We start from the raw sequence: 12,535 nt of genomic DNA, 5'->3' as shown, positions 1-12,535 counted from the left end.
GTGAAACGCATTGCATTAGGCATCCAGTACGACGGTTCGGCGTTCAGCGGCTGGCAGACTCAATCGGACGTGCCGACCGTTCAGGACGTCCTTGAACGCGCGTTGGGGAAGTTCATGCAGACGCGCGTGCAGACGGTCGTCGCGGGGCGCACGGATACCGGCGTGCACGCGCTCGGCCAAGTCGTGCATTTCGATACCGAACTCGAGCGCACCGACTTCGCCTGGGTGCGCGGCACGAACGCGTTCTTGCCGCAGAGCGTCGCGGTGCAGTGGGCGCGCCCGATGCCCGACGACTTCCACGCCCGTTTCGGCGCCTACGAGCGCACCTATTACTACTCGTTGTACGTCCATCCGGTCCGCTCACCGATGATCACCGGCCACGCCGGCTGGTGCTACGCGGCGCTCGATGCCAACGCGATGCGCGAAGCCGCCGCCTGCCTGATCGGCAAGCACGATTTCACCGCGTTCCGCTCGTCCGAATGTCAGGCGAAGACGCCGGTGAAATACCTGCATCAGATCGATATCGTGGAGCAAGGGGATTTCATCCACTTCCGGTTTCGGGCGAACGCGTTTTTGCACCATATGGTGCGCAACCTGATGGGCTGTTTCGTCGCGATTGGCCGTGGCAAGCATCCGGCGTCGTGGATGGCGGAATTGCTGGAAGCGCGCGACCGCAAACGCGCCGCGCCCACCTTCATGCCCGACGGCCTGTATTTGGCCGAGGTCGGCTATCCTGAGAACTTCGCAGTGCCTGCACCGCGTCTGGGAAGTTACCCGTGGAGCGCGGTCTGGCAGGACAACAAAAAACGAGACCAAGCATGAGTGACGGTATCAGTAGCACGAGTAGCGATTTGCGCCGGACGAGAATCAAGCTGTGCGGTTTGTCGAAGACGGAAGATGTGGATACCGCCGTCTCGCTCGGCGCCGACGCCGTGGGTTTCGTCTTCTATCCGCCCAGTCCGCGTTCGGTCAGCGTGGGGCAGGCGGTGGAGCTGGCGGAACACGTGCCGCCGCTCGTCTCGGCGGTCGGTTTGTTCGTCAACGCCACGCCGGAATGGATTCGCGAAGTGACATCGAACGTGCGCTTGTCGCTGCTGCAATTCCACGGCGATGAAACCCCGGCGCAATGCGAGGCGCTTGCTGAAGTGGCCGGTTTGCCTTGGTGGCGGGCTGTGCGGGTAGGGCCTGATGCCACTGCACGCGATTTGGTAGAATCATCTCTTAATTATTCAGCAGCCAGCGGATTGCTCCTCGACACCCTTGTCGATGGCTACGGTGGCGGTGGAAAGGTATTCGATTGGTCACTTATCCCAACAGATCTCGGGCATCGGGCCGTTTTGAGTGGTGGGTTGAACGCGCAAAACGTCCTTGACGCCATCCGGCGCGTGCGCCCTTACGCAGTCGATGTCTCCAGCGGCATCGAATTGGCGGGGGTGAAGGGCGTGAAGGATCACGCCCGAATGGCGGCGTTTGTACGCGCAGTGCGCGAAGCAGACGCTGGATGATCAAGAAGGAACGACGTGGGCAAGCGCAACGCTGCCACGTACCGAGAGAGTGACATATGTACAACTTACCAGACGATCGGGGTCATTTCGGCCCATATGGCGGCACATTCGTATCAGAAACGCTGATCCACGCACTCGACGAACTCCGCGACGCCTATGCTGAATGCAGCAAGGATCCGGCATTTATCGCGGAATACGAATACGAACTGAAGCATTACGTCGGCCGTCCGTCGCCGATTTATCACGCCAAACGCTGGAGCGACATGCTCGGCGGCGCGCAAATCTTCCTCAAGCGTGAAGACCTGAATCACACCGGCGCGCACAAAGTGAACAACGTGATTGGCCAGGCGCTGCTCGCTCGCAAGATGGGCAAGCCGCGCGTGATCGCGGAAACCGGCGCGGGACAGCACGGCGTCGCCACGGCGACTATCGCCGCACGTTTCGGCATGGAATGCGTGGTCTACATGGGCTCGGAAGACGTGCGGCGTCAGGCGGCGAACGTGTACCGCATGAAGCTGCTCGGCGCGACGGTCGTGCCGGTCGAATCCGGCTCCAAAACGCTCAAGGACGCGCTGAATGAAGCCATGCGCGACTGGGTGACGAACGTGGAGAACACGTTCTACATCATCGGCACGGTGGCGGGGCCGCATCCTTATCCGATGATGGTGCGCGACTTCCAGCGCGTTATCGGCGATGAATGCAAGGTCCAGATGCCCGAAATGACGGGGCGTCAACCCGACGCGGTAATCGCGTGCGTTGGCGGTGGATCGAATGCGATGGGCATCTTTTATCCGTATATCGAAGATAAAGACGTGAAGCTGATCGGCGTGGAAGCCGCTGGCGATGGCATCAGCACCGGCCGTCACGCGGCATCGTTGATTGGCGGAAGCCCGGGCGTTCTGCACGGCAACCGTACGTATCTGCTGCAGGATGAAAACGGCCAGATCATCGAGACGCATTCGGTTTCAGCCGGGCTGGATTATCCCGGCGTCGGCCCGGAACATGCATGGCTGAAGGACGCGGGCCGCGCCGAGTACGTGGGCATTACCGATGAAGAAGCGCTGAAGGGTTTCCACGATTGCTGCCGGATCGAAGGGATCATCCCTGCGCTGGAATCGAGTCATGCACTCGCTTACGCTGCGAAGCTCGCGCCCACGCTGCCGAAAGACAAGCTGCTGCTGGTGAATCTTTCGGGCCGTGGCGACAAGGACATGCATACGGTCGCCGAGCGCACCGGCATCACGTTCTGAGCCCGCAACCGATGCGCGATGAAATCGATCATGCAGGTGCGCACGGCGCCGCCGGTGGTGATGTCCACAAGGACGTCCACGGCGGCATCGAGCGCGGCATCCACTTGCATCACCGCGATTTCTTAACCGATGCAGCGAACCTCCCGGACGGCTCGATCGACTTGATCGTGGCCGATCCGCCGTACGGCCTGGGCAAGGATTACGGCAACGACTCGGACATGCGTTCGGGCGATGCCTTCCTCGACTGGACTTACGGCTGGCTTGAACTGGCCATTCCGAAGCTCAAGCCAAGCGGTTCGCTCTACATTTTTTGCACGTGGCAATATGCGCCGGAGATCTTCGTGTTCCTCAAGCGCCGCCTCACCATGGTCAATGAGATCGTGTGGGACCGGCGCGTGCCGAGCATGGGCGGAACGGTGCGCAGATATACGTCAGTGCACGACAACATCGGTTATTTCGCGGTATCGAAGGATTACTTCTTCGATCTCGATCCCATCCGCATCCCCTACGACGCAGTGACGAAGAAGGCGCGTTCGCGCAAATTGTTCGAAGGCAGCAAGTGGCTGGAGCTGGGTTACAACCCGAAGGACGTATGGTCGGTGTCGCGGTTGCACCGGCAGCATGCCGAGCGGGTGGACCATCCGACGCAAAAGCCGCTTGAGATCGTCGAGCGCATGGTGCTGGCGAGTTGTCCGCGCGGTGGGCGCGTGCTCGATCCGTTCATGGGCAGCGGCACGACCGCCGTTGCCTGTGCGCGTCATGGGCGCGAGTTCATCGGCTACGAGATCAACGCCGACTATCACGCGATTGCCGAGAAGCGGGTCGCGGAGACGCGGTCCGTTGGCGTGCGGGTCGAACCAAATGCCGAGGCCGCCGTCGATCAAGCGAATGCCGCTTAACCGTCTGCCAAGTCACTGCAAAAAAACGCTAAAAGGCGCGGATTTCGCGCAAAGAGATTAACTCATGTCCCGTATTAAAAGCACATTTTCGGCGTTGGCCGAGCAGGGCAAGAAAGGTCTGATCCCGTTCATCACGGCAGGGGACCCGAACCCCGAGCAAACCGTCGAATTCATGCATGCGCTCGCCAAGGGCGGAGCGGACGTCATCGAACTGGGCGTGCCGTTTTCCGATCCGATGGCCGATGGCCCCGTGATCCAGCGCTCGTCGGAGCGCGCGTTGGCCAAGGGTGTCTCGCTCAAGCGCGTGCTCGCTGATGTGAAGCGCTTTCGCGAGACCAACACCACCACGCCGGTAGTCCTCATGGGTTACGCAAACCCGATCGAACGGATGGGCACCGAAGCCTTCGCCAAAGCGGCGAAGGACGCGGGCGTGGATGGCGTTCTGGTCGTCGATTACCCGCCGGAAGAGTCGGTTGAATTCAGCGAATCGATGCGTGCTGCCGGCATCGATCCCATCTTCCTGCTGGCGCCCACATCGACCGATGAACGCATTGCCGCGGTCGGTAAAGTGGCGAGCGGATATGTCTACTATGTGTCGCTGAAGGGTGTGACCGGTTCGGCAAATCTGGACGTGGCCAGCATCGCGAGTAAAATCCCGGCCATCAAGGCGCATGTCGCGTTGCCGGTGGGGGTGGGTTTCGGCATCCGCGACGCCGCGTCCGCGAGGCTGGTGGCCGATGTATCGGATGCCGTGGTGATTGGCAGCCGTCTCGTGCAACTGCTTGAAGAAGCGCCGCCGGAGAAGGCGGCCGGGTTGCTGACGAGCTTTATCGCTGAAATTCGCTCTGCGCTCGATTCTGCAAAATAACCTGTTATTGCGGCCCGGAGGTTAAAACCTCTCCAAATGGGCTGCAAAACACGCGAAACTACGAAGGACACACGATGAGCTGGCTCGACAAATTGTTACCGCCGAAGATCAAGCAAACCGATCCGAAAAGCCGCAAGGGCATTCCGGAGGGGCTGTGGATCAAGTGCCCGTCGTGCGAAGCGGTGCTGTACCGCAATGACGTCGAGGCGAATCTGCATGTCTGCCCGAAATGCAGCCATCACATGCGCATTGGCGCGCGCGAACGGCTTGACGGCTTGCTCGATCCGGAAGGCCGTTACGAGATCGGCCAGGAAATCCTGCCCGTCGATGCCTTGAAGTTCAAGGACAGCCGGAAGTACCCGGACCGCCTGAAAGAGGCGATGGAAGATACGGACGAAACCGACGCCATGGTTGTCATGGGCGGTGCGATCCACACCATTCCGGTCGTGACCGCTTGTTTCGAGTTCTCGTTCATGGGCGGCTCGATGGGCTCGGTGGTCGGCGAGCGTTTTGCACGCGGCGCGCGTAACGCGTTGGAGCAGCGCACGCCGTTCATTTGTTTCACGGCATCGGGCGGCGCGCGGATGCAGGAAAGCTTGCTGTCGCTGATGCAGATGGCCAAGACGACGGCCATGCTGACGAAGCTGGCCGAGGCCAAGCTGCCGTTTATCTCCGTTCTCACCGATCCGACCATGGGCGGCGTGTCCGCCAGTTTTGCGTTTTTGGGCGATGTGGTGATTGCCGAACCGAAGGCGTTGATTGGGTTTGCGGGGCCGCGAGTGATTGAGCAGACGGTGCGCGAGAAGTTGCCGGAAGGGTTTCAGCGTTCGGAATTTCTGATCCAGAAGGGCGCGATTGACATGATCGTGGATCGCCGGAAGATGCGCGAGGAAATCGCGCGCTTGATTGCATTGCTGACGTTGCAGCCGGCTGATGCAGTAGCCTGAGGGGGTTTCGTTCGCACTCGGTCGGGGGTTGGGCGGGGGTGGTGCTGGGGTGCCAGGTTCTTGCGTTAACGGTCTGAGTCATTGCCGGGTTGCTGCTTTCGGGGTTAGTGGTCTGCTTGAGTTTGATGTTTTCTTTAGCACTATTAGCCACTGCGCGTGGCGGCGCGTCATTTCTTTGTCCAAAGCGACAAAGAAACGAAGCAAAGAAAGCGCTTTCAAAACGAGGGCCCATAAGTTGACCTAGCGTGCAGTTTTTACGTTTTTGGCACCCCAAAAGCACGGTGCTCGCCAGAGCGACGGATGTTTGAACCCCTCCTTCTCGCGAATCCTGACACGAACACGCTTCGCCCCGTACGCTCTCGGGCAAGCACCCTTGCCAAGAAACCAGCACGGCCCTACGCGTTTCTGCGGCCGGGGCTTTTCATGGGTTAGCTGCTTGGCCGGCATGCTCGGCATGATCGGCGCGATTATTTTTGTCTGTAGGGCCTCATCTATCCGAGCGCCTTATTTCGAGGCGGGTTGGCGACGTGGTTCGACGCGAGTTCATATTCGGTGGGTGGTTGTTCGCGGATAGCGCGGGGTGTTCCTTGGGCAGGTTCAGTCACTGGTGGCGAAGCGTGTGGGTATCGGTGTTCGGAGAAGGAGGGTTTCACACATCCGTGGCTCTTGCGAGCACCGTGCTTTTGGGGTGCCAAAAACGTGGAAACTGCACGTTGGGTCAACTTATGAGCCCGCGTTTTGAAAGCGCTTTCTTTGCTTCGTTTCTTTGTCGCTTTGGACAAAGAAATGACGCGCCGCCACGCGCAGTGGCTAATAGTGGTAAAGAAATGAGCCAACTCAAGCAGACCGCTAAGGCCGAAAGCAGCAACCCGGCAATGACCCCGACCGCTAACGCAAGAACCTGGCAACCCAGCACCACCCCCGACCCCGACCAACCCCGAGTGCGAACGAAAAACCCTCAAAAGTACCAACCAGCATCAACCCCTAAGCCCGACACTCCCATCCATGGCGACTTCACCGTTCACCTTCCCCACCCTCGACGCGTGGCTGACCTATCTGGAATCGGCGCATCCAGTCGGCATCGACATGGGCCTGACGCGCATCAGCCAAGTCCGCGACGCGCTCGAACTAAAATTCACGTGCCCCGTGATCACCGTCGGCGGAACCAACGGCAAAGGCTCGACCTGCGCGATCATCGAAACCATCCTGGTTCGCGCGGGGTATCGCGTGGGCTGCCACACTTCGCCGCATTTGCTCGATTTCAATGAGCGTGCCCGGCTGAACGGCGTCGATGCCACAAACGACGAACTGCTCGAACATTTCGAAGCCGTCGAACAAGCGCGCATGAGCCTGGCCGAACCGGTCTCGCTGACGTACTTCGAATTCACCACGCTGGCGATCATGCGGCTGTTCGCAACCCGCAACCTCGACGCGGTGATTCTCGAAGTGGGCTTGGGCGGACGTCTGGACGCGGTCAATATCATCGATACCGATTGCGCGATCGTCACCAGCATCGATATCGACCATACGGAATACCTTGGCGACACCCGCGAGAAGATCGGCTTCGAGAAAGCCGGGATTTTCCGCGCGGATACGCCCGCGATTTGCGGTGATCCCTCGCCGCCGCAGTCGCTGATCGACCACGCAAAAGCGATTGGTGCGGACCTCTGGCTGGTCGGCCGCGATTTTCGCTACGAAGCGCAAGGCGGCAACGAGCGCCAGCAATGGAGTTATATCGGCCGCACGCAGCGGCGCTCGGCGCTCGCTTACCCGGCTTTGCGCGGCGCGAATCAGCTGATCAATACATCGGCGGCACTGGCCGCGCTCGAAGCGCTGCGCGAGCGCATTCCGGTGTCGGCGCAGGATATCCGGCTGGGACTGGCGAACGTCGAATTGCCAGGACGTTTCCAGGTCGTGCCGGGCAAGCCGCAAGTGATACTCGATGTCGCCCACAATCCCCACGCCGCCGCCGTTTTAGCTCAGAATCTCGGCAACATGGGCTTTTTCCCCTACACCTACGCGGTCTTCGGCGCGATGGGCGACAAGGACATCGCCGGGGTCATCGAGCATCTGAAGGGCGAGATCGATCACTGGAACGTGACAGCCCTGCCGACCCCGCGCGGCGCGTCTCCAGCCATGCTGGAAAGCGTTTTACGTGATGCCGGCGTCAACGATAGTAGTGACAGCAGCGTTACACAATTCAACAATCCGGCCGACGCTTTTCAAGATGCGTTAAAGCGAGCGTCCGAAAATGATAGAATTTTGGTTTTCGGCAGTTTCCATACGGTGGCCGGCGTGATGGCTTACCGTAAATCGCAGCGTCATTGAACGGACGGCCGGCCAGCCTCTCGCACAAGCCAACCATGTCCTTTTTCTCGTTCGGCAAGAAAGACGACGCGCCCTCGGGTCGCGACGAATACTCCGACTCCCCGCGCGGCTCGCGTCAGACCGTGCGTACCGAACGCCGGACGCGCCGCAGCGACCGTCCTGAAGCCGACGCCATGATGCTCGACCCCACCCTGCCCGAAAAGCAGCGTGCGCGGCGGCGTCTGGTCGGGGCGCTCGCACTGGTCGCGGCAGCGGTGATCATCCTGCCAATGGTGCTGGATTCGCATCCGAAGCCGGTCACCGACGACATCTCCATCGATATCCCCGCACGCCCTGCCGCGCCTTTGCCCAAGACGAGTCACACAGACGCGACCGGTGCCGGCGCAGTTGATTCGTCAGCGGATACGCAAGCCGGTGTCGCGCCTGACAGTCCTGCAGCGACTCCGGATAATGCGACGGCATTGGCTTCAAAGCCGGACTCAAAGTCGGCGGCTGCAAAGCCCGACTCGAAGCAAACTTCTAAACCGGTAGAAACGCAAGCGCAAGCCAAGGCCGCGACGCCTCCGCCGGAAGCGACGCCGGTGACACCGCCGCCTGCAGCGATGGCCGCCAAACCGCCAGTGGACGCGCCTGCACCCGCTACCGCAGCCACCCCGAAACCGAACACGCCGGCCTCCCCGGCGGGAAGCCGTTTCGTGGTCCAGATCGGTACCTTCGATGACGACACCGCCGCGCAAAACTGGGTGACCAAGTTGAAGGCGTCGGGAGTGCCCGCATATGTCGAACATCGGAAACAGGCTGACGGCAGCACCCGCACGTTGTTGCGTGCCGGACCGTTCGCTGACCGGGCGGCTGCATCGGCGGCGCTGGTCAAGGTTCGGCAAGCCGGACTGGGCGGCGGCAGCAGCAGCAATAGCGCGTCGGCGAACTAGCTGTAGATGTTTACGAGTTTCGACTACGCGGTGATGGCCGTGATCGGCCTCTCCGCGCTGCGTGGCATGTGGCGGGGCCTCCTGGCCGAAGTGTTCGGCCTGATCGGCTGGATCGCGGCACTGCTGATCGCGGGGCGGTTTGTTGGTTTGGTCGTGCCTTACATTCCGGCGCACTGGCCGGGCGGGGCGCTGACCCAATGGTTGATTGCATTTTTGCTGATTGTCGCGGGTGTGCTGGTGGTATCGAGCGTGGCTGGCGCGTTGTTGACGCGCGTGACCGAAGTGGTCGGGCTGCGCGGCATCGACCGGTCGCTTGGACTTTTGTTCGGCCTCGTGAGAGGGGCCATTCTGGTAGTGATCCTGGTCGCCCTCGCGGGCTTGACCGAACTGCCGCAACACGATTTCTGGCGTAACGCGTTGTTCCGGCCCGCGGCCGAACAAGGCGTGCGAGAACTGAAACCGCTGCTTCCCGATACGCTCGCCGCGTACCTGCGCACCACGCCGGACGGCCCGCAAGATCCGCCCGCCACGCCTGCGCAATGACGCCCTGGCCCGCTACCCGAGAACCTTGCTACGGCTCGGCGCAACACCCTGCAGTCTGATTTCCCCGCAAGGGGCCACCTGCATTCGTTGCACCGATATGCCTTTTGTACCCGCTTTCGGACCCGTTTCGACTCTTTGAAGGACCATGCCATGTGCGGCATCGTAGGCGTAGTTTCCCAGACTCCCGTGAACCAATTGATTTATGACAGCTTGCTGCTCCTGCAGCATCGCGGGCAGGACGCGGCTGGCATTGCGACGGCGAACGGCAATAACTTCCACATGCATAAGGCCAACGGCATGGTGCGCGACGTGTTCCGCACGCGCAACATGCGCAGCCTGCCGGGTAATGTCGGTATTGGCCAGGTGCGGTATCCGACGGCCGGGTCGGCATCGAGCGAGGAAGAAGCCCAGCCGTTCTACGTGAACGCGCCGTTCGGCATCATCCTGGCGCATAACGGCAACCTGACGAACTGGCCGCAGTTGAAGGAAGAGATGTTCCGCATCGATCGCCGGCACATCAACACCGCGTCAGATACAGAAGTCCTGCTCAACGTCTTCGCCCACGAATTGCAGTTGTCCAGCTCCGGCCTGGAACTCGATCCGGCCGCGCTGTTCAAGGCGGTGAGCGGTGTGCATCGGCGAGTGAAGGGGTCTTATGCGATCGTTTCGCTGATCGCGGGTTACGGCCTCGTGGCTTTCCGCGATCCGTTCGGCATCCGTCCGCTGGTCCTCGGCAAGCAGGAAACCGCGACGGGCGTGGAATGGATGGTGGCGTCGGAATCGGTGGCGGTTGAAGGTATCGGCTTCGAGTTCGTGCGTGACGTGGAGCCGGGCGAAGCCATTTTCATCGATAACGACGGCAACCTGCACAGCCAGCAATGTGCCGAGAACCCGAGCCTGAACCCCTGCATCTTCGAACTCGTGTATCTCGCGCGTCCCGATTCGTGCCTCGACGGCGTGCCGGTGTACAACGCGCGCCTGCGCATGGGCGATTACCTCGCCGAGAAGATCAAGCGCGTGCTGCCGGACGTGCCTATCGACGTGGTCATGCCGATTCCCGATTCATCGCGTCCCGCCGCCATGCAGGTGGCCGCGAAACTGGGCGTGGAGTATCGCGAAGGGTTCTTCAAGAATCGCTATGTCGGCCGCACCTTTATCATGCCGGGCCAGGCTGTACGCAAGAAGTCGGTGCGCCAGAAGCTGAACGCGATGGCGATCGAGTTCAAGGGTAAGAACGTGCTGATCGTCGATGACTCCATCGTACGCGGTACGACATCGCATGAAATCGTGCAGATGGCGCGCGATGCAGGCGCCGCGAAGGTGATTTTCGCGTCCGCCGCGCCGCCGGTGAAGTTCCCGAACGTGTACGGCATCGACATGCCCACGCGCGGCGAACTGGTCGCTCATGGCCGCACGGACGATGAAGTGGCGCGCATGATCGGCGCGGATCATCTGGTGTATCAGGATGTGGCCGATCTGAAGCAGGCGATTCGCGATATCAACCCGGCGCTGCGTGAATTCGATGCCTCGTGTTTCGATGGCAACTACATCACCGGTGACATCGACTCGGCGTATCTGGATCGGCTGGAGACGGCGCGTCTTGCACCGCAAGCGCAGTCGGATCGCGATGCCGCGAGCGAAGCCATGGAAGGCGGCATGTCGCGTTCGCAGTTGCACTTGCAGTTGTCGGTGGAGTGAACGCGTCAAGGAAACGCGTGATAGGATTGGGTTTGCGTCGATTTGAGATCAGCTTGCGGACGCGGGTTTTGATGAACGGGCTAGTTGCTTTAGCCTGAGTCGGAACCCGAAACAGCTAAAGCGAACCGGTGGGAATCTGGACCACGCACCGGCGACGCTACAGGCTTTTCCGCACCGAGCCCGCTCATGCTGACGCAGAAGCGGGCTTTTTTGCGTCCCGGTTTTGTGGCCGGGTCACCTGAATAGAAGTGAATGGAAAGAATGGAAAACACGAACATGGACGAAAACCTCAACTTCGATACGCTCGCCGTCCGCGCCGGAACGCTGCGCAGCGACTTCAACGAGCACTCGGAAGCGATTTTCCTGACATCGAGCTTTGTGTTCGAGAGCGCCGCACATGCCGCGGAGAGCTTCAAGAACTCGGAAGAGGCTTACACGTACTCGCGCTTCACGAACCCGACGGTCGCGATGTTCCAGAACCGTTTGGCGGCGCTGGAAGGCGGTGAGGCGTGCATGGCGACGGCCTCAGGCATGGCCGCGATCATGGCGGTGGTGATGTGCTCGATGCAGCAGGGCGACCACCTGGTCAGTTCGAAGAGTCTGTTCGGCTCGACGGTGGGCATGTTCTCGCAGATCTTCACGAAGTTCGGCATCACGACCACGTTCGTCGATCCTACCAATCTGGATGAATGGCGCGCCGCCGTGCGTCCTGAGACGAAGATGTTTTTCCTGGAGACGCCGTCGAATCCGCTGACCGAGATCGCGGACATCGAAGCGATCGGGAAGATTTCGAAGGAAGTGGGCGCGCTGTTTGTCGTCGATAACTGTTTCTGTAGCCCGGCGCTGCAGCAGCCGCTGAAGCTTGGCGCGGATGTCGTGATGCATTCGGCAACCAAGTTCCTCGATGGTCAGGGGCGCGTGCTGGGTGGCGCGCTGGTTGGGTCGAAGCAGTTCATCATGGAAAAGGTGTTTCCGTTCGTGCGCAGCGCAGGGCCGACGTTGTCCGCGTTCAATGCGTGGGTGTTGTTGAAGGGGATGGAGACGCTCTCGTTGCGGGTGGAGAAGCAGTCGGCTAATGCGCTGGAAATCGCGCGCTGGCTGGAGACGCATCCCGCCATTGAGCGCGTGTTTTATCCGGGGCTTGAGTCACATCCGCAATACGCGATTGCGAAGAAGCAGCAGAAGGCGGGCGGGGCGATCGTGTCGTTCGAGTTGAAGGGCGAGACACGGGAAGAGCAGCGGGCGAATGCGTGGCGCGTGATCGATGCAACGAAAATCTGTTCGATTACCGGCAATCTTGGGGATACGCGCACGACCATCACGCATCCATCGACGACAACACACGGACGGTTGACGCCCGAAGTGCGCGAAGCGTCGGGAATTCGCGAGGGTTTGATCCGGCTGGCGGTGGGACTCGAAAATGCCGGAGATATTCGAGGGGATCTGGAGCGCGGGTTAAACGGGTAATTCTGGTTGCAGTCGGCGGGGGCCGGTTTGAGCATTAGTAAATGCTCAGCTCCGCACTCCCGCCCAGTCGCACCGACGGTCACCTGAAACCCCGTCGG

Annotated in this window: 11 protein-coding genes; all 11 read left to right on the top strand. The window is 60.8% G+C overall.

The features are described 5' to 3' along the window. Window positions 1-822: a tRNA pseudouridine(38-40) synthase TruA gene (gene truA, locus ACSOSP_RS34950; RefSeq protein ID WP_455315209.1), complete on the top strand. Its 822-nt coding sequence runs from the start codon at window positions 1-3 to the stop codon at window positions 820-822. Then, on the top strand, window positions 819-1,505 hold the full coding sequence (locus ACSOSP_RS34945; protein ID WP_455315208.1) for a phosphoribosylanthranilate isomerase: 687 nt from the start codon (window positions 819-821) through the stop codon (window positions 1,503-1,505). The genes truA and ACSOSP_RS34945 overlap by 4 nt, the downstream gene beginning before the upstream one ends. A 56-nt stretch (window positions 1,506-1,561) precedes the next feature. Further along, window positions 1,562-2,755, top strand: coding sequence for a tryptophan synthase subunit beta (trpB, locus tag ACSOSP_RS34940; RefSeq protein ID WP_455315207.1), 1,194 nt, complete (start codon window positions 1,562-1,564; stop codon window positions 2,753-2,755). 11 nt (window positions 2,756-2,766) lie between these two features. Then, window positions 2,767-3,654, top strand: coding sequence for a DNA-methyltransferase (locus ACSOSP_RS34935; RefSeq protein ID WP_455315206.1), 888 nt, complete (start codon window positions 2,767-2,769; stop codon window positions 3,652-3,654). 64 nt (window positions 3,655-3,718) lie between these two features. After that, the gene (trpA, locus tag ACSOSP_RS34930) at window positions 3,719-4,522 is read left to right on the top strand and encodes a tryptophan synthase subunit alpha (RefSeq protein ID WP_455315205.1); all 804 of its coding nucleotides are present in this window, start codon (window positions 3,719-3,721) and stop codon (window positions 4,520-4,522) included. Between the two features lie 74 nt (window positions 4,523-4,596). After that, window positions 4,597-5,469, top strand: a complete 873-nt coding sequence (gene accD / locus ACSOSP_RS34925) for an acetyl-CoA carboxylase, carboxyltransferase subunit beta (protein ID WP_062086303.1) — start codon at window positions 4,597-4,599, stop codon at window positions 5,467-5,469. Between the two features lie 1,005 nt (window positions 5,470-6,474). Further along, window positions 6,475-7,797, top strand: a complete 1,323-nt coding sequence (folC, locus tag ACSOSP_RS34920; protein ID WP_455315204.1) for a bifunctional tetrahydrofolate synthase/dihydrofolate synthase — start codon at window positions 6,475-6,477, stop codon at window positions 7,795-7,797. 35 nt (window positions 7,798-7,832) lie between these two features. Then, entirely contained in the window at window positions 7,833-8,729 is an 897-nt protein-coding gene (locus tag ACSOSP_RS34915) for an SPOR domain-containing protein (protein ID WP_455315203.1), read from the top strand. Between the two features lie 6 nt (window positions 8,730-8,735). Beyond that, entirely contained in the window at window positions 8,736-9,272 is a 537-nt protein-coding gene (locus tag ACSOSP_RS34910; RefSeq protein ID WP_158940343.1) for a CvpA family protein, read from the top strand. A gap of 150 nt (window positions 9,273-9,422) precedes the next feature. Next, window positions 9,423-10,970 carry an amidophosphoribosyltransferase gene (gene purF / locus ACSOSP_RS34905; protein ID WP_455315202.1) on the top strand — a complete coding sequence of 516 codons (1,548 nt, stop codon included), beginning with the start codon at window positions 9,423-9,425 and terminating at the stop codon, window positions 10,968-10,970. 276 nt (window positions 10,971-11,246) lie between these two features. Beyond that, the gene (locus ACSOSP_RS34900) at window positions 11,247-12,437 is read left to right on the top strand and encodes an O-succinylhomoserine sulfhydrylase (protein WP_455315420.1); all 1,191 of its coding nucleotides are present in this window, start codon (window positions 11,247-11,249) and stop codon (window positions 12,435-12,437) included. Window positions 12,438-12,535: the final 98 nt, after the last annotated feature.

The organism is Caballeronia sp. KNU42 (assembly GCF_053760385.1).
The sequence above is the reverse complement of the archived record's forward strand: the minus strand, read 5'-3'. Positions and strand labels throughout refer to the sequence as shown.